The organism is Achromobacter sp. 18P8.1.1 (genome assembly GCF_057799415.1).
Genome location: NZ_JBYOKH010000010.1, coordinates 106,081 through 122,729, shown reverse-complemented (window position 1 = coordinate 122,729; position 16,649 = coordinate 106,081). Strand labels below are relative to the sequence as shown.

14 protein-coding genes are annotated in these 16,649 nt (G+C 66.9%); 10 read left to right on the top strand and 4 right to left on the bottom strand.

Annotated elements, in window-relative coordinates; genetic code table 11:
* Positions 1–21: 21 nt before the first annotated feature.
* Both AC27VE_RS09395 and AC27VE_RS09390 read right to left on the bottom strand, forming a co-directional pair.
* Entirely contained in the window at positions 22–1,323 is a 1,302-nt protein-coding gene (locus AC27VE_RS09395) for an NAD(P)/FAD-dependent oxidoreductase (protein ID WP_488703685.1), read from the bottom strand.
* A gap of 2 nt (positions 1,324–1,325) precedes the next feature.
* Positions 1,326–1,640: a non-heme iron oxygenase ferredoxin subunit gene (locus tag AC27VE_RS09390; protein WP_427955214.1), complete on the bottom strand. Its 315-nt coding sequence runs from the start codon at positions 1,638–1,640 to the stop codon at positions 1,326–1,328.
* A 397-nt stretch (positions 1,641–2,037) separates the two neighbouring features.
* Between AC27VE_RS09390 and AC27VE_RS09385 the strand changes: the two genes are divergently transcribed.
* From AC27VE_RS09385 to AC27VE_RS09345, 9 genes are all read left to right on the top strand, one after another.
* Positions 2,038–3,141 (top strand): TRAP transporter substrate-binding protein, encoded by a 1,104-nt coding sequence (locus AC27VE_RS09385; protein WP_088588507.1) that lies wholly within the window; start codon positions 2,038–2,040, stop codon positions 3,139–3,141.
* 23 nt (positions 3,142–3,164) lie between these two features.
* Complete coding sequence (locus tag AC27VE_RS09380) at positions 3,165–5,567, top strand: xanthine dehydrogenase family protein molybdopterin-binding subunit (RefSeq protein ID WP_488703684.1); 2,403 nt, start codon at positions 3,165–3,167, stop codon at positions 5,565–5,567.
* Positions 5,564–6,391, top strand: coding sequence for an FAD binding domain-containing protein (locus AC27VE_RS09375; protein WP_488703683.1), 828 nt, complete (start codon positions 5,564–5,566; stop codon positions 6,389–6,391). The genes AC27VE_RS09380 and AC27VE_RS09375 overlap by 4 nt, the downstream gene beginning before the upstream one ends.
* Positions 6,392–6,402: 11 nt before the next feature.
* On the top strand, positions 6,403–7,635 hold the full coding sequence (locus tag AC27VE_RS09370) for a xanthine dehydrogenase family Fe-S subunit (protein ID WP_488703682.1): 1,233 nt from the start codon (positions 6,403–6,405) through the stop codon (positions 7,633–7,635).
* Between the two features lie 64 nt (positions 7,636–7,699).
* Positions 7,700–8,725, top strand: a complete 1,026-nt coding sequence (locus AC27VE_RS09365; RefSeq protein WP_488703681.1) for an ABC transporter substrate-binding protein — start codon at positions 7,700–7,702, stop codon at positions 8,723–8,725.
* On the top strand, positions 8,722–9,531 hold the full coding sequence (locus AC27VE_RS09360; RefSeq protein ID WP_488703680.1) for an ABC transporter ATP-binding protein: 810 nt from the start codon (positions 8,722–8,724) through the stop codon (positions 9,529–9,531). The genes AC27VE_RS09365 and AC27VE_RS09360 overlap by 4 nt, the downstream gene beginning before the upstream one ends.
* Positions 9,528–10,304, top strand: a complete 777-nt coding sequence (locus AC27VE_RS09355; protein ID WP_088588501.1) for an ABC transporter permease — start codon at positions 9,528–9,530, stop codon at positions 10,302–10,304. The genes AC27VE_RS09360 and AC27VE_RS09355 overlap by 4 nt, the downstream gene beginning before the upstream one ends.
* An 82-nt stretch (positions 10,305–10,386) precedes the next feature.
* A complete protein-coding gene (locus tag AC27VE_RS09350; protein WP_088588500.1) occupies positions 10,387–11,013 on the top strand; it encodes a TRAP transporter small permease subunit in 627 nt (208 codons plus the stop codon).
* Positions 11,014–11,015: 2 nt separating this feature from the next.
* Entirely contained in the window at positions 11,016–12,671 is a 1,656-nt protein-coding gene (locus AC27VE_RS09345; RefSeq protein WP_427961255.1) for a TRAP transporter large permease, read from the top strand.
* Between the two features lie 37 nt (positions 12,672–12,708).
* Here AC27VE_RS09345 and AC27VE_RS09340 read toward each other — a convergent pair whose 3' ends face one another.
* Both AC27VE_RS09340 and AC27VE_RS09335 read right to left on the bottom strand, forming a co-directional pair.
* The gene (locus AC27VE_RS09340) at positions 12,709–13,392 is read right to left on the bottom strand and encodes a GntR family transcriptional regulator (protein ID WP_427961254.1); all 684 of its coding nucleotides are present in this window, start codon (positions 13,390–13,392) and stop codon (positions 12,709–12,711) included.
* A 9-nt stretch (positions 13,393–13,401) separates the two neighbouring features.
* Complete coding sequence (locus AC27VE_RS09335; RefSeq protein WP_006224171.1) at positions 13,402–15,177, bottom strand: IlvD/Edd family dehydratase; 1,776 nt, start codon at positions 15,175–15,177, stop codon at positions 13,402–13,404.
* 221 nt (positions 15,178–15,398) lie between these two features.
* Here AC27VE_RS09335 and AC27VE_RS09330 point away from each other — a divergent pair, with 221 nt between their 5' ends.
* The gene (locus tag AC27VE_RS09330) at positions 15,399–16,394 is read left to right on the top strand and encodes a Bug family tripartite tricarboxylate transporter substrate binding protein (RefSeq protein WP_488703679.1); all 996 of its coding nucleotides are present in this window, start codon (positions 15,399–15,401) and stop codon (positions 16,392–16,394) included.
* Positions 16,395–16,649 lie beyond the last annotated feature (255 nt).

Below are 16,649 nucleotides of genomic sequence, written 5' to 3'. Positions count from 1 at the left end.
GAGGCGGGGCAACAATGGAATTCAGGACGCGGCGGCTGCGCTCTGCTGGCAGGCTTTCACCAGCGGCTTGAGCGCCACGGTTTCGTCGGCGTAGCGCTGCGGATCGATGCGCAGGCCTTGTTCGAACAGCACACGCAACTGGCGCAGGTCGCCGCCGGCGTTGACGGCGATGGCGTGCACGGGGACGCCATCGCGGTGGCCCAGCCAGATGAATTTGGGCGCGTCGCCCTGGTTGTCGGGCACGCCGCGGCAGGCATAGACCAGGCCGGCTTGCGGCAGGCCCAGCATCTGCACGTTGCAGCCGAACTGATCCGTCCAGAACCAGGGGTAGGGCTCGCCCGGGGCGGGCTGGCCCAGCATGCCGGCGGCGGCGGCACGCGCTTGCTCATTGGCGTTCTGCCATGACTCCAGCCGCAGTGCCAGGTTCAGGTGACGCCGGTGCTGGCTGGCGCAATCGCCCGCGGCGTAGACGTCGGGATCGCTGCTGCGGCAGTGGGCGTCGACCACGATGCCGCCGTTGGCGGCGTCCAGCGCCAGGCCCGCCTGCTTGGCCAACGACACCTCGGGCGCAAGGCCGATGGCCACCACCACCACGTCGGCGTCGATCACGGTGGCGTCCTGCAGTTCAAGGGTGAAGCGCGCTTGATGCTTCATCGTCGCGTCCGCGTGGGGGTGCGCGCTGCTGCGCGCAATGCGCGCGTCCAGGCGCAGCGCCACGCCGGCATGGCGGGCGCGTTCGGCCAACCAGTCGGACAGCGCCGGCGGCAGCACACGCTCCAGCAGGCGGGGCGCGCTTTCCAGCACGGTCACCGCCGCGCCCAGGGCGCGTGCGGTGGAGGCCACTTCCAGGCCCAGGAAACCGCCGCCGATCACCACGACACGCGCTTGCGGCGTCAGGCCGGCGCGCAGCGCGGCCGCATCATCCAGCGTCCTGATGTAATGCACGCCGGCGGTGCCGCGCGGAAAGGCGGGCAGTTCGCGCGCCCGGCCGCCGGTGGCAAGCAGGCAGCGGCTATAGCGCAAGGCGCGCCCATCGGCCAGGTGGACCTGGTGGCCCGCGGGATCCAGACGGACCACTTCGGCGCCCGTCAGCAGCGTGATGCGCCGCTGTTCATAGAAGTCGCCGGGATGGACCGCCGTCTGGGCATGCGCCTCTGCAGATTGCAGCACGGCCTTGGACAGGGGCGGGCGTTCGTAGGGGGCATGCGCTTCGCGGCCGATCAACGTGATCGGGCCTTCATGGCCCTGGTCGCGCAGGGCGGCGGCGGCCACCGCGCCGGACTGGCCGGCGCCGATGATGAGGATCGAGTCGGCGTCAGCCATGATCAACCCTGCATGTCCGCGTAGATGTCCTGGCCTTCGACCTTGACGGGGTACACGCGGATGCCGCTGGTCGCGGGCGCGCACATGGCCTGGCCGGTGCGGATGTCGAACCTGGCCTGATGCAGCGGGCATTCGATGCAGCCGTCTTCCAGATAACCGTCGGACAGCAGCGCATAGGCGTGCGTACAGACATTGTCCGACGCGAAGAACTCGCCTTCGCTGCGATACAGCGCAAGCTGCTTTTCACCGGCCGCGACGGGAATGACTTCATCGTCGTCGGTCAGCTGGTCGGTGGAGGCAATGCGGATCCAGTTCATATTGTCTCTAATCAGTATGCTGAGTAATGTGGTCAGTGTACTGCTCAAAAAAACAAGTCTGGAGCTAGGGATTTCCCCGACGTGACGATCGCGGGCGGTCTACGGCGCGCGCCTATTATGCCCGCCGCGTAAGCGCACGGGCGCGCCACTTCCTCTATATGGAAGGACTACCCGTAAACGCCGTCGGCGCCGTCCCGCCATGCGCGCCGAACGGGCCGCAAACGCAGGGTTTAAGCGGCTTTCGCAGTGGGGATTTACCTTGTTGACACTCAAAATTACTGTCAGTATGCTGATCAACAATTCAGTGTGCTAACGTTTTTTCGGGTGTACGGAAGCGGCGTTGGCATGGGTTGAGGCGGGTCCAAGGGGACTCAATCGAATAGATCGGGAGCAATACATGCAACGACGCCGTTTCCTCGCACAAGCCGCTGGCGCAGCCGGCGCCGGCCTTGCCACCGTGGGCATGCCCGCCATCGCGCAATCCGCGCCGGCGGTGCGCTGGCGCATGTCGACAAGTTGGCCCAAAAGCCTGGACACCATCTACGGTTCGGCAGAAGAGCTGTGCAAGCGCGTGGCGCAATTGACGGACGGCAAGTTCGAGATCCGCGCGTTCCCTGGCGGCGAGCTGGTGCCGGCGGCGCAGAACATGGATGCGGTCAGCAACGGCACGGTCGAATGCAATCACGTGCTGAGCACGGCCTACATCGGCAAGAACACCGCGCTGACGTTCGACACCGGCCTGTCGTTCGGCTTGAGCGCACGCCAGCACAACGCCTGGGTCCATTCCGGCGGCGGCCTGAAGATGCTGCGGGCGCTCTATAAGAAATACAACATTGTGAACCACGTCTGTGGCAACGTCGGCGTGCAGATGGGTGGCTGGTACCGCAAGGAAATCAAATCGCTTGCCGATCTGAAAGGCCTGAACATGCGGATCGGCGGCATTGGCGGCATGGTGCTGTCCAAGCTGGGCGCGGTGCCGCAGCAGATTCCGCCTGGCGATATTTATCCGGCGCTGGAAAAGGGCACCATCGACGCCGCCGAATGGATCGGGCCCTACGACGACGAGAAGCTGGGCTTCAACAAGGTGGCGCCTTTCTACTATTCGCCTGGCTGGTTCGAAGGCAGCGCATCCATTACCAGCATGGTGCACGACAAGGCCTGGGAAGCATTGCCCCCGGCCTACCAGGCGGCATTCGAAGCTGCCGCGGGCGAACAGACCATGCGCATGCTGGCCAACTACGACGCGCGCAACCCGCTTGCGCTGCGCAAGCTGATCGCGGGCGGCGCCAAGGTCAGTTTCTTCCCCAAGGAAGTGATGGACGCGGCCTACAACGCGTCGCAAGAACTGTGGGTGGAACTGTCGGCCAAGAATCCGGACTTTGCCGCGATCTATCCCGACTGGAAGAAATTCCAGGCCGAGCAGGTGGGCTGGTTCCGCGTGGCCGAAGGCCCGCTGGACAACTACACCTTCGCCGCCGTGGCGAAGGCCCAGGCCAAATAAGACTCAGGAGACAGAGGGTAGTCATGACGACAGAACACGCCAGTACGCACGGCCGGCCGGGTAAGCCGCAAGGAGTGGGCGCGCGGGTGCCGCGCAAGGAGGACGCGCGCCATCTGCACGGCAAAGGCAATTTCGTGGCCGACATGGCCATGCCGGGCTTGAGCGAAGTCGCGTTCCTGCGCAGTCCGCTGGCGCATGCGCGCATCACGGCGGTGCGCGTGGCCGACCAGATCGCGGGCAATGTGTTCCTGCGTCAGGCCATGCCCGATGCGCGCGACATCGTGGCCGATTCCACGCTGCCCACCTATCAGGCGTCGGCCCAGCCGCCGCTGGCCTCGGGCAAGGTGCGTTTCGTCGGGGAACCGGTGGCCATGGTGTTTGCGCCCACGCGCGCCGAAGCCGAGGACTACGCCGAACTGATCGAGGTCGACTACGACGACCTGCCGGTGTATGCCGACGTTGACAGCGCGCAGGCCGCACAGGGCAACTTGCTGCACGAGCAGTGGCGCGACAACGTCTTCGTCACGCTCAATGCCGACAAGCAGTTCGACGAGTACGCGGCGCAGGCCGAGGTGGTGGTGCGCCGCAAGATCGACCTGGCGCGGCAATGCATGGTGCCGATGGAAGGCAAGGCGGTGCTGGCGTATTGGGACCATCAGGCCGACCAGTTGGTAGTGGTCAGCGCCACCCAGGTGCCGCACATGATCCGCAGCGTGCTGGCCCAGTGCCTGGACCTGGAGCAAGGCCGCGTGCGGGTGGTGTCGCCGGATGTGGGCGGTGCCTTTGGGTACAAGTGCGTGCTGCAGCAGGAAGAGTTGTGCGTGGCCTGGCTGGCCAAGACCTTCAAGCGGCCGTTTCGCTTCATCGAAGACCGCCGCGAACACTTGACCGCGGGCGCCAACTCGCGCGAGCACCACTATGAAATGGTGGCCTACGCCGACCGCCGGGGCAAGCTCCTGGCGTTGGACGCCAAGATCACCATCGACGGTGGCGCGTACTCGGTATGGCCGTTCACCATCGGCCTGGAGCCGGGGCAGGCCATCGGCAACCTGCCCGGGCCGTACGCTTTCAAAGGCTACCGCTGCGTCACGCGGGCGGTAGCTACCAACAAGCCGGGATTCGTGCCGTACCGCGGCGTTGCGCGCACCGGCGTGTGCTTCGCGATGGAACTGACGATGGACGCGATCGCACGCGAGGTCGGGCGCGAACCGTGGGAAGTGCGCCAGGAGAACCTGGTGCAGGGCGATCAGATGCCGTTCGTCAACGTGACGGGCAAGCACCTGGACAGCGGCGACTATCCGGCCAGCCTGCAACAGGCCATGGACATGATCGGCGTGGCCGCGGTGCGCGAGCGCCAGCGCCAGGGCGAAGTCGATGGGCGTCTCATCGGCGTGGGCCTGGCGACCTATACCGAGCAGGCCGCGCACGGCACGTCCGTGTTCGCCGCCTGGGGAACCCCCGTCATTCCGGGGTTCGACCAGGCCACCGCCCGGGTCACGCCCGACGGCGGGCTGGAACTGCGGGTGGGCGTGCATTCGCACGGACAGGGCATGGAAACCACCTTCGCACAGATCGCCAATGAAATCCTGGGCGTCGACGTGGGCAGCATCAAGCTGCTGCACGGCGACACCGGGCAGACGCCGTTTTCCACTGGTACCTACGCGTCGCGGTCGCTGGTGATGTCGGGCGGCGCCGTGTCGCAAGCCTGTAAGCGCCTGCTGCCCCGGCTGACGCATATCGGCGCGCACCTGCTGCAGGCCGATCCGGCCAGCGTGGCGTGGAACCAGGATCGCCTGGAGGCGGGCGGCAAGTCGGTGTCGGTCAAGGACGTGGCCGACGCCTGGTACCTGCGGCCGCAACTGCTGCCGCCCGACGTGGATCCCAGCGGCCTGGAGGTCACCGTGGGCTACAAGCCCAAAGTCGACACGGGCTGCTTCACCTACGCCACCCATGCGGCGGTGGTGGCGGTAGATCCGGGCACGGGCGGCGTGGAAATCCTAGATTACGTGGTGGTGGAGGATTGCGGAACGATGATCAATCCCATGGTCGTCGAAGGTCAGACCATCGGCGGCGTGGCCCAGGGCATCGGCACCGCCTTCTATGAAGAGACGCCCTACGACGAGAACGGCCAGCCGCTGGCCTCGACGCTGGCGGACTACATGCTGCCCGGCGCCACCGAAGTCCCCAACATGCGCCTGCATCACTTCGAGACGCCATCGCCGCACACCGAATTCGGCGCCAAGGGCATGGGCGAGGGAGGGGCCATCGCGCCGCCGGCCGTGCTGTTCAATGCCGTCAACGATGCGCTGCGTCCCTTGGGCGCGGCGGAGCTGCTGCGCACGCCCTTGTCTCCGACGCGCGTCCTGGCCGCCATCGCGCAAGGCAAACAGACGGTTCAGCCCGCCGCCGCCGAGGTGATGGCATGAAGGCCGCCGCATTCGAGTACACGCGTCCCGGCTCGCTGCAGGAAGCCCTGCGGGCGCTGCGCGAACACGACGGCCGCGCCAAGCTGATGGCCGGCGGCCAGTCGCTTGGGCCGATGCTGAACCTGCGGCTGGCGCGTCCGCCGGTCGTCATCGACATTTCCGGCTTGGCGGAATTGCGTACCGTCACCCGGCAGGACGGCATGCTGCGCGTGGGCGCGGCCGTGACGCACGCCGAAATCGAGGACGGCGTGCACGAGCTGCTGCGCGGCACGCCCTTGCAGCAGGTGGCCCCTGGCATCGCCTACCGCGCCATCCGCAACCGCGGGACGCTGGGCGGCAGCCTGGCGCATGCCGACCCGGCGGCGGATTGGGTGCTGACGGTGGTGGGGCTGGGCGCGACGCTGGAGATCGCCGGCCCGGAAGGCGTGCGCAGGGTGCCGGCCGACGGCTACATGCAGGGCGCCTACACCACGGCGTTGCGGGAAGACGAACTGATCGCCGCTGTGCTCGTGCCGGTTCCCAGCCCGCAGGCGCGCTGGGGCTATTACAAGTTCTGCCGCAAGACGGGCGAGTTCGCCGAGGCCAGCTGCGCCGCCTGGTTTGATCCGGTGGCGGGCACGGCGCGCATCGCGGTGGGCGCCCTGGACGGCGCGCCCAGGCTGCTGCCCCAGTTGGCCGCGCGCATCGCGCAGCAGGGGCTGGCCGGCATGGACGAGACGCTGCTGGCCAATGAACTGGCCGGTGTCATGCAGGACAAGGATGAACACCACCGCAAGCTGCACGGGACCGCGGTGACGCGCTGCCTGGCGCAGGCGTTGGGCTGACAGGAAAAACCATGGTTCAGGTGACATTGGAAGTAAACGGCAAGCGCGTATCGCACGAGGCGCCCGCGCGCATGCATCTGGGGGATTTCCTGCGGGATCAGGCGCGCCTGACCGGCACCCACCTCGGTTGCGAACATGGCGTCTGCGGCGCCTGCACGGTGCTGGTCGACGGAGCGCCGGTGCGGTCCTGTATTTCGTTCGCGGTGGCGTGCGAAGGGCGGAAAGTGACCACCATCGAAGGGTACGACGCCGATCCGGTGATGCAGCGGCTGCGCGCCGCCTTCACCCGGCATCACGCCCTGCAATGCGGCTATTGCACGCCGGGCATGCTGGCGACCTCGCGCGATATCGTGCTGCGCCTGCCCGATGCGGATGAAAGCCGGGTCCGGGTGGAGCTGTCCGGCAACCTGTGCCGTTGCACGGGCTATATGGGCATCGTCGCTGCGGTGATGTCGGTGCTGGCCGACTTGAAGGCGCAGCCTGATGCGGCGGTGCAGGCGTTGCGCGCCGCCCAGGCGCAAGGCCGCGGCGCAGCGCCCGTGGCCGAGAAGCCGGTGGCGTTCGCAGGCTTTACCCCAACGATGGCGAGCCCGGCTGAAACGACGGCCTCGGCCACCGCGGGCAGTGCGGACAGCGCAGCATCCCCAACCCCCACGGCGGCGGCGCCGGCGGACAAGAAAGCGGGGCGCGGCAGCCAGATCGACGGCGGCTTCCAGGTGCCGTTCCCGGCGGCGGAAGTCTGGGCCTTCATGGTGGACTTGCCAGCCCTGGCCAGTTGCCTGCCGGGCGCCTCGATCGAATCGCACGAGGGCGACCGCGTCAAGGGCAAGGTCGCCATCAAGTTCGGGCCCATGGCCGCGGCCTTCAACGGCGCGGCCCGCCTGGAACGCGACGACGCCGCCATGCGGGCAGTGTTCCGCGGCGCCGGGCAGGACTCGCTGAGCCAGTCGCGCGCCAATGGCGACATCACGTATCAGCTTGAGGCGCTGTCGCCCACCGAGACGCGAGTCAACGTCAATCTGCTGTATTCGCTGCAAGGGCCGTTGGCGCAGTTCTCGCGGTCGGGGCTGGTGCAGGATTTCGTGCGCCGCATGATCGCCGACTTCGGCAACAACGTGACGGCCCGCTTGCGTCAGCCCGCAGGGCAGGGCGAACCCCTGGCCCAGGCCAGTTTCAATCCCACGGCCATGTTCTTCAGCGTGCTGTGGGCGCGTATCAAGCGTTGGTTCGGCCGCGGCGACTGATCGCGGACGAGGTCAGGCCGCCGCAACAGCGGCCGCATAGTGTCGTCGGATAACGGGGAAGATCATGCATGCGGGTTTCGCAAGAGGTTGGCGCCACGCCATGTGGGGCCTGGCCGCGGTCGCGCTCAGCGCGTCGGCCTGGGCCCAGAATCCAGAGCCGCTGCGGGTGCGGCTGGACTGGACGCCGTGGGGGGTGCACGGCGCGTTCCACCTGGCGCAGCAGAAGGGCTGGTACCAGCAGGCCGGCCTGGACGTCTCGCTGGAAGACGGCAACGGTTCGGTGACCACGGTGCAGATCGTGGGGGCCGGCGATAGTTTCGACGTCGGGCATGCGGCCTTGGCCTCGGTGATGATCGCCCGTGAGAAGGGCATGCCCGTCAAGGCGGTGGCGGTGTTTGCGCGCCAGAGCGATATCGGGCTGCTGGTGCCGGCGGAGGCCGGCATCACCGGGCCCGCGCAGCTCAAGGGCAAGAAGGTGGCCTATACGGCCGGCTCGCTGGAAGCGCCGTTCGTCGACGCCTTTCTGGCGGCGGGCAAGCTCAAGAAGAGCGACCTGGAACTGATCAACGTGGACGCCGCCGGCAAGGCGTCGACCTATGCGATGGGCCGGGCGGACGCGGCGTTCTCCACGATCCCGTTCTTCCTGCCGGTGGTATCGCAGAACCGGCCTTCCGGCGCGGTACGCTTTGCCGACTTCGGCCTGAACATGCCCAGCTTCGGCCTGTTCGCCAATGAATCCAAACTGGCCGCGCGGGGCGAAGCCATCGCGCGCTTTGCCAGCGTCACCGCGCGGGCCTGGGAATACATCTACGCCGGGCATCAGGACGAGGCGGTGTCCGCCATCCTGCAGCAGCGGCCGCAGGCCCGCCTGGACAAGACCGTGCTGCGCGGCCAGATCGACGCCTTGCAGCCGTACTTCGGCCAGCCGGCGGCAGGCGAACGCCTGGGCGCGATCGTGCCGCAGGACTGGACGCAGGCGGTCAAGACACTGTCTTCCGTCGGGCTGATCGGCGCTGGCGCCGAGGCCTCTTCGTTCTATGTGCCCGGCTTGGTGCACCCCGAACGCTACGACAGCCTGGTGCAGCCATGACGCCGTGGGCGGTGTCGGCGCGGGACGTGCGTAAACGCTACCCGGGGGCGGCCGGCGTGGAGGCGCTGGCCTCGGTGTCGGTCGACGTGCCGCAAGGCCGCTTCGTCAGCATCCTGGGGCCGAGCGGGTGCGGCAAGAGCACGTTCCTGCGCTGCGTGGCGGGCCTGGAGACCCTCTCCAGCGGCGAGTTGCAGGTGGCAGGCGTGCCGGTGGATGGGCCGCCGCAAGGCATGGGCATGGTGTTCCAGCGCGATGCACTGCTGGAATGGCGCAACGTCCGGCGCAATATCCTGCTGCCGATCGAATTCGCCGGCAAGCCCGTGGCGGCGTACGAGGGCAAGGTACGCGAGCTGCTGGCCTTGAGCGGCCTGACGAAGTTTTCCGAGAGCTATCCGCGCGAGCTGTCCGGCGGGATGCGACAACGCGCCGCGATCTGCCGCGCTTTGGTCGACGACCCGCAACTGCTGCTGATGGATGAGCCGTTCGGCGCCCTGGATGCGCTGACCCGCGACCAGATGAACGTGGAGTTGCAGCGGATCTGGATGGAAACCCGCAATACGGTGCTGTTCGTGACCCACGGCATTGCCGAAGCGGTATTCCTGGGCGATGTGGTGATGGTGTTTTCGCCGCGCCCCGGCCGCATTCTGGAAACGATCGACATCGACCTGCCGCGGCCCCGGCCGCTGGCGCTGCGCGAAACCCCCGCTTTCGGGGAATACGTGCGGCATATCCGGGGCATGTTCCAGCAGATGGGTTTGATAGACGAGGGCGCCCGCGCGGCGTCACCCGTGGAGAGCGCCCGATGATCCGGCTATTGCGCAGTGCCGCCCGCCGGATGGCGGGCCTGGTGTCGGTGGTGGTGTTCCTGCTGCTCTGGGAAGTTGCCGCCCGGGTCTTCCACGTACGCGCCATCATGTTGCCGCTGCCGGGGCAGGTGGTGCTGGAACTGGCGTCCGAATGGAGCTGGTACGCCGGCCACGCCGCCTACACCCTGATGACCACGCTGGCCGGCTTTGCGCTGGCGGTGGCCGGCGGCGTGGCGATCGCCATCATGCTGGTGGGGTCGCGCTGGTTCGAGCGATTCATCTATCCCCTGATCGTGGCCTTGAACAGCGTGCCGAAGGTCGCCATCGCACCTTTGTTCGTGATCTGGATGGGCACGGGCGCCGAACCCAAGATCGCCATCGCCTTCCTGATCGCCGTGTTCGCGATCATCGTCGACACCGTCCATGGCCTGCGATCAGTCCCGCAGGACGTGCTGGACCTGGGGCGGGTGCTGAAGGGCTCGCGCCGCGACTTTTTCTTCAAGGTGCGGCTGCCTAGCGCGCTGCCCTCGATTCTGGCGGGCATGAAAGTGTCGATATCGCTGGCGCTGGTGGGTGCCATCGTCGGTGAATTCGTGTCGTCGCAGCGCGGCCTGGGCTACGTGATCATGAGCGCCCAGGGCACGTTCGACACGGTGCGGGTGTTTGCCGCGATCTTCGTGCTGGCGCTGATGGGCATGGTGCTGTTCGCGCTGCTGGTGTGGCTGGAACGCCGCTCGACGCCGTGGCTGCGGCACCACCGGGAAGACGGTTGAGAAGGTTTCCGTGTCCGCGGCGGCAGACCGCGGCGTCGGGTTTGGGCAAACGTGTGATTAGAAACAATTCTGGGGAAAACAGATGCAAGCACTACTCGCCTTGTCGCGCGGCATAGACGCGATCAACCTGCGGATGGGCCGGATCGTGTCCTGGGTGACGCTGCTGGTCGTCCTGGTCAGCGCCGGCAACGCCATCGTGCGCAAGTTCTTCCACTTCAGCTCCAACGCCTGGCTGGAAATGCAGTGGTACATGTTTGGCGCGATGTTCCTGCTGACGGCGGGCTACACGCTCTTGAAGAACGACCACGTACGCGTGGACATCATCGCGTCGCGGCTGTCGCGCCGCGCCCAGGTGGGGATCGAGATCTTCGGCGTGCTGTTCTTCTTGCTGCCGGCCTGCCTCTTGATCATGTACCTGTCCTGGCCGGTGTTCATGGATTCGTACCTGAGCAACGAGCATTCGTCCAACTCCGGCGGCCTGATCCGCTGGCCGGTCAAGCTGTTGATCCCCGTGGGGTTTGCGCTGCTGGTGCTTGCCGGCCTGTCGCACTTGATCAAATGCATCGGCTTCCTGATGGGGCGCTGCCGCGACCCGCGCGAACGCGAGGGCGCCAAGAGTGCCGAAGAGGAACTGGCCGAAGAAATCGCCCGTGAAGCGCAAGCGCGCGAAGCGGCCGCTGTGCGTGAACTGGATAACAAGGGTCGCTGATCATGGAGTTCTTCATTGCCAATCTGGCGCCGATCATGTTCGCGACGCTGATCATCTTCCTGTTGCTGGGCTTTCCCGTGGCGTTCGCCCTGGCGGCCAACGGCATCCTGTTCGGTCTGGTGGGCATGGAACTGGGCCTGCTCAATTCCTCGCTGTTCCAGGCGCTGCCGCAACGGGTGTTCGGCATCATTTCCAACGATACGCTGCTGGCGGTGCCGTTCTTTACGCTGATGGGGCTGGTGCTTGAGCGTTCGGGCATGGCCGAGGACCTGCTTGAGACGATCGGCCAGCTGTTCGGCGCGGTGCGCGGCGGGCTGGCCATTGCGGTGGTGTTCGTGGGTGCGATGCTGGCCGCGACCACGGGCGTGGTGTCGGCTTCGGTCATTTCGATGGGGCTGATATCGCTGCCGATCATGCTGCGCAACGGCTATGACCGCAAGCTGGCCAGCGGCGTGATCGCCGCATCGGGCACGCTGTCGCAGATCATCCCGCCGTCGCTGGTGCTGATCATCCTGGCCGACCAGCTGGGCCGTTCCATCGGCGACATCTACCGGGCGGCGATGGTGCCGGGCTTTGTGCTGGCCGGGCTGTACATCGTCTACATCGTCATCATGAGCCTGCTGAAGCCGGCGTCGGCGCCGGCGCTGCCCGAAGAGGCGCGCCGCTTCCAGGAGCCGAACGGCACGCGCGGCGGGCGGTCGCTGCTGGTGTTGATGACGATTTCGGCCGTGTCGGCCTACTTCCTGGGCCTCTGGGTCGAGAACAACACCGCGCCGATCGACGAACGCATCGTGGTGGCGCTGCTGTTCTGGGGCGCCACGGCCTTCGTCATCGCGTTGATCAACAAGACGCTGGGGCTGGGCCTGCTGTCGGCGCTGGCCGAGCGGGTGACGTTCGTGATGATTCCGCCGCTGGCGCTGATCTTCCTGGTGCTGGGCACGATCTTCATCGGCGTGGCCACGCCGACCGAAGGCGGCGCCATGGGCGCGGTAGGCGCGATCCTGATGGCGCTGATACGCCGCCGCCTGTCGCTGGACCTGCTCAAGCAGGCGATGGACACGACGACCAAGCTGTCCTGCTTCGTGGTGTTCATCCTGGTGGGGTCCACCGTGTTCGGCCTGACCTTCCGCGCCGTCAACGGCGACCTCTGGGTCGAACATCTGTTGACCGGCTTGCCCGGCGGACAGTGGGGCTTTTTGATCGTCGTCAGCATCCTGACTTTCGTGCTGGCCTTCTTCCTGGACTTCTTCGAACTGGCGTTCATCATCGTGCCCCTGCTTGGGCCGGTGGCCGACAAGCTGGGTATCGACCTGATCTGGTTCGGCGTGATCCTGGCCGTCAACATGCAGACGTCGTTCATGCATCCGCCGTTCGGCTTCGCGCTGTTCTACCTGCGGTCCGTGGCGCCGCGGGACCGCTACAAGGACCGGGTCACGGGAAAGATGATCGAACCCGTCACCACGGGGCAGATCTATTGGGGCTCGGTGCCGTTCATCGTGATCCAGTTGCTGATGGTCGCCGCGGTCATGGCGTTCCCGGGCATGGTGATGCACTACAAGAGCGACGCGCCGACAGTCGACCCCAGTTCGGTATCGCTGGAAGTGGGCGGGGGCGCGGGTGCCGGCGCCTACGGGGCCGATTCCAATCCGTTCAAATAGGACGGGCAGGGCGGCGCAGCGGTAGCGGCGTGCCGGGCTAGCGCGCCGGCCGCACCTGTTCCGAGGCCAGGTAGGCGTCGCGCGATGGCAGCAGGTGGTCGCGGCACACCGTCATCAGGGCCGCCCGGTCGCCGTCACGCAGCGCCTGGATCATGGCCCAATGTTCCTGGCGGGCGCGCTCGCGGTAGCCGGCGGCCACCAGCGTGCCGAAGCGGATGGGGTGGGTGCGCCGGGCGTATTCCTCGATGGCCTGGCCCAGCACGGCGTTGTCCAGCAGCCCGAAGAACTCGCGGTGGAACCGCTGGTTGCTGCGAAACACGCGGCGCGCGTCGCCATCGGCCACCGCCGCATCGTGCTCGCGCTGCACCGCCACCAGTGCCGCCAGCCGCGCTTCGGGCACGGGCAGCGGCATCTGGCTGGCGGCATGCACCTCCAGGACCTCGCGCAGCGCATACAGCTCCATCACTTCGCGGGTGGAAAACGCCCGCACGACGGCGCCGATATTGCGCTTTTTCTCGACCACGCCCAAGAGTTCCAGCTCCGCCAGCACCTGCCGCACGGCATGGCGCTTCATGGCGAAGCGCGCCATCAGCTCGTCCTCGGTCAGGCGTTCGCGCGGGTGCAGCCGGCCGAAGACGATATCTTCTTCCAGGGCGGCCACCGCGGTCTGCGTGGCGTCAGGGGCCTCTGCTTGCAGGGCGTCGGGCGTGATGGCGTTCATGGGGCAGCGTTACTTCTTCGGCACGGTGTCATGGGTGACGCCGGCGCGCAGGAAGTCGAAATCGACGCCCTGGTCGGCCTGCGTCACGGTTTGCAGGAACAGCTTGCGGTAGCCGCGATCGGCGGTGGGCCGGGTGATGGGCTGGGCCGCGGCGCGGCGCGCCAGTTCGGCATCGTCCACCAGCAGCGCGATTTCACGCTGGGCCACCGACAAGCGGATGCGGTCGCCATTTTGCACGTAAGCCAGCGGCCCGCCAATGGCGGCCTCGGGCGTGACGTGCAGCACGATGGTGCCTGCCGCCGTGCCGCTCATGCGGCCGTCCGAAATACGCACCATGTCCTTGACGCCCGCGCGCGCCAGTTTTTTCGGGATCGGCATGTAGCCGGCTTCCGGCATGCCGGGCGCGCCGGTCGGGCCGATGCGCTTGAGCACCAGGATGTCGTCGGCGGTCACGTCCAGCGCGTCGTCGTCGATGCGCCGCGCCATGTCTTCGGCGTCTTCGAACACCACCGCGCGGCCCTCGTGCTCCATCAGCTTGGGGTTGGCGGCGGATTGCTTGATGATGGCGCCGCCCGGGGCCAGGTTCCCGCGCAGCACGGCCAGGCCGCCCACGGGGTAGATGGGCGACGCGGCAGTGCGGATCACGTCCTGCGTGAAGGGCGCGGGGGCGTCGTCCAATTCCTGGCCCAGCGTGCGGCCGGACACGGTCATGACGTCCAGGTGCAGGTAGGGCCGCAGTTCGCGCAGCAGCGCGAGCATGCCGCCGGCGTCGTGGAAATCTTCCATATAGTGCTGGCCCGACGGTTTCAGGTCGACCAGCACGGGGGTTTCGCGGCTGATGCGGTCCAGGCCCGCCAGGTCGATATCGATGCCGAGGCGGCCGGCGATGGCGGTCAGGTGGACGATGCCGTTGGTGGACCCGCCGATCGACAGCAGCACGCGCAAGGCGTTTTCGATGGACTTGCCATTGATGATCTGGTCGGGCGTCAGCCGGGACGCGGCCATGGCGACCGCCGTGGCGCCGGTCCGTTCGGCCACGCGTACGCGGTCGGCAGTGACGGCCGGGGCGGATGCGCCGCCCGCCACCATCATGCCCAGCGCTTCGGTGATGCAGGCCATGGTGCTGGCCGTGCCCATCACGGAACAGGTGCCCACGCTGGCGACCAGCTGGTTGTTCACGTCGGCGATTTCGGGCGCGTCGATTTCGTCGGCGCGGTAACGGCCCCAGTAACGGCGGCAATCGGTGCAGGCGCCGACGCGTTCGCCGCGGTGCGATCCGGTCAGCATCGAGCCCGTGACCAGCTGGATGGCGGGCACGCCGGCCGAGGCGGCGCCCATCAACTGGGCCGGCACGGTCTTGTCGCAGCCGCCGATCAGCACCACGGCGTCCATGGGCTGCGCGCGGATCATCTCTTCGGTGTCCATGGACATGAGGTTGCGCAGGTACATGCTGGTCGGCTGCGAGAAGCTTTCGTGCACCGAGATGGTCGGGAAGTCCATCGGCAGGCCGCCGGCCAGCATCACGCCGCGCTTGACCGCTTCGATCAGCTGGGGCGCGTTGCCGTGGCACGGGTTGTAGCTGCTGCCCGTGTTGACGATGCCGATGATCGGACGGGCCAGTGCGTCGTCGGAAAGACCGGCTCCCTTGATGAAGGCCTTGCGCAGGAACAGCGAGAAACCCTTGTCGCCGTAGTTCGTCAGCCCGCGGGCCACGCCCTGCGCGGTGGCGCTGTCGCTGTCAAAAGGCCCCGCTGCGGGCTTGCCGCCTTTCGTCTCGTCCGTCATTTTCAGTCCCGATAATATTATTGATAATCCAGGGTCAAGATCATAGCTACCCATTGAAGCATCCCGCAAGCGCTTTATGCGCGCCGATATATTGATCTGTATTTCAGATCAGTCGATAGAAAAATTCTGATTCTTCTATCAAGTTCGGACTCCTACACTGGCGCCGTTGACGAGCCGGGCGTCCGTCCATTCCTATACTCATCCCGGCTGGAGAGACCTCAATGTCAGACCTGCGTCTGCGGCCGCGCCGTGCCGTCCTGCTTTCCCTGCTGGCCCTCTGTGCCGGCGTTTCCGCCCCGGCGCTGTCGGCCGACGCGTACCCGGACAAGCCCATCCGCCTGATCGTCCCGTATCCGCCCGGAGGCGCGACCGACGTGATCGGCCGCGTGCTGGCGCAGGAACTGACGGGCGCACTGGGCCAGTCGGTGATCGTGGAGAACCGTGCGGGCGCTGCCGGCAACATCGGCGCGGACCAGGTCGCCAAGGCGCAGCCCGACGGCTACACCTTGTTGATGGGCGCGCTGACCAGCCATTCCATCAACGCCGCCCTGTACCGCGGCCGCGTCACCTATGACGTGGAAAAGAGCTTTGCGCCGGTGTCCATCGTGGGCTCGGTGCCGCTGGTGTTCGTCGTGAACCCGTCGGTGCAGGCCAAGACGCTGTCGGAATTCATCGCGCTGGCCAAGTCCAAGCCGGGCTACATGACCATGGCCTCGGCCGGCAACGGCTCGCCCCAGCATCTGGCCGGCGAAATGTTCAAGCGCACGGCGGGCGTTGACATCCTGCACGTGCCCTACAAGGGCAGTGGCCCAGCCATGACCGACCTGATGGGCGGCCAAGTGCTCAGCATGATCGAAACCGTGCCGGCCGCGCAGGGCAATATCAAGGCGGGCAAGTTGCGCGCGCTGGCGGTGACCTCGCCGGTGCGCGTGGACGCGCTGCCGGACGTGCCGACCGCCGCCGAGGCGGGCCTGAAGGACTTCGAGGTCAGCTCGATGTTCGGCATCGTGGCGCCCGCCAATACGCCGGCGCCGGTCATCGACCGCCTGAACGGTGAACTCAAGAAGATCCTGGCCAAGCCGGAAGTGAAGGCATCGCTGCTGAACCAGGGCGCCATCGCCACCTGGACCACGCCTGCCGACGCCAGCGCCCGCGTGTCGGCCGAACTGGCCCGCTGGACCAAGGTGATCGACGAAGCCGGGGTGAAGGGGGACTGATCCGTCGGGTTGATCCGCCGGGTTGCGCCTTTTACGCGACACGCCGAAGATTTCTTCATGGAATCTTCGGCGATTTTGTTTGTGCGTTGCGATGCCATCCGGCGCAACAAGGCATGCGCGCTGGGACGTGGCGGCGCATTAAAGGTGTTGAAAGGGATAAGGTTTCCCACACGCCCGTGATAGTCGGTGAAACAATCCGCAATACAGCGTTTGACGCGCCGCACATAGGTGTTGACCCCGCCCCAGGCTAGGCCG

Excerpts from the sequence above, each read along its gene's own strand:
- AC27VE_RS09365 (WP_488703681.1), top strand. The coding sequence starts at position 7,700 with ATGCATGCGGGTTTCGCAAGAGGTTGGCGCCACGCCATGTGGGGCCTG.
- AC27VE_RS09380 (WP_488703684.1), top strand. The coding sequence starts at position 3,165 with ATGACGACAGAACACGCCAGTACGCACGGCCGGCCGGGTAAGCCGCAA.
- AC27VE_RS09330 (WP_488703679.1), top strand. The coding sequence starts at position 15,399 with ATGTCAGACCTGCGTCTGCGGCCGCGCCGTGCCGTCCTGCTTTCCCTG.
- AC27VE_RS09350 (WP_088588500.1), top strand. The coding sequence starts at position 10,387 with ATGCAAGCACTACTCGCCTTGTCGCGCGGCATAGACGCGATCAACCTG.
- AC27VE_RS09345 (WP_427961255.1), top strand. The coding sequence starts at position 11,016 with ATGGAGTTCTTCATTGCCAATCTGGCGCCGATCATGTTCGCGACGCTG.
- AC27VE_RS09355 (WP_088588501.1), top strand. The coding sequence starts at position 9,528 with ATGATCCGGCTATTGCGCAGTGCCGCCCGCCGGATGGCGGGCCTGGTG.
- AC27VE_RS09390 (WP_427955214.1), bottom strand. The coding sequence starts at position 1,640 with ATGAACTGGATCCGCATTGCCTCCACCGACCAGCTGACCGACGACGAT.
- AC27VE_RS09340 (WP_427961254.1), bottom strand. The coding sequence starts at position 13,392 with ATGAACGCCATCACGCCCGACGCCCTGCAAGCAGAGGCCCCTGACGCC.
- AC27VE_RS09370 (WP_488703682.1), top strand. The coding sequence starts at position 6,403 with ATGGTTCAGGTGACATTGGAAGTAAACGGCAAGCGCGTATCGCACGAG.
- AC27VE_RS09335 (WP_006224171.1), bottom strand. The coding sequence starts at position 15,177 with ATGACGGACGAGACGAAAGGCGGCAAGCCCGCAGCGGGGCCTTTTGAC.
- AC27VE_RS09395 (WP_488703685.1), bottom strand. The coding sequence starts at position 1,323 with ATGGCTGACGCCGACTCGATCCTCATCATCGGCGCCGGCCAGTCCGGC.
- AC27VE_RS09385 (WP_088588507.1), top strand. The coding sequence starts at position 2,038 with ATGCAACGACGCCGTTTCCTCGCACAAGCCGCTGGCGCAGCCGGCGCC.
- AC27VE_RS09375 (WP_488703683.1), top strand. The coding sequence starts at position 5,564 with ATGAAGGCCGCCGCATTCGAGTACACGCGTCCCGGCTCGCTGCAGGAA.
- AC27VE_RS09360 (WP_488703680.1), top strand. The coding sequence starts at position 8,722 with ATGACGCCGTGGGCGGTGTCGGCGCGGGACGTGCGTAAACGCTACCCG.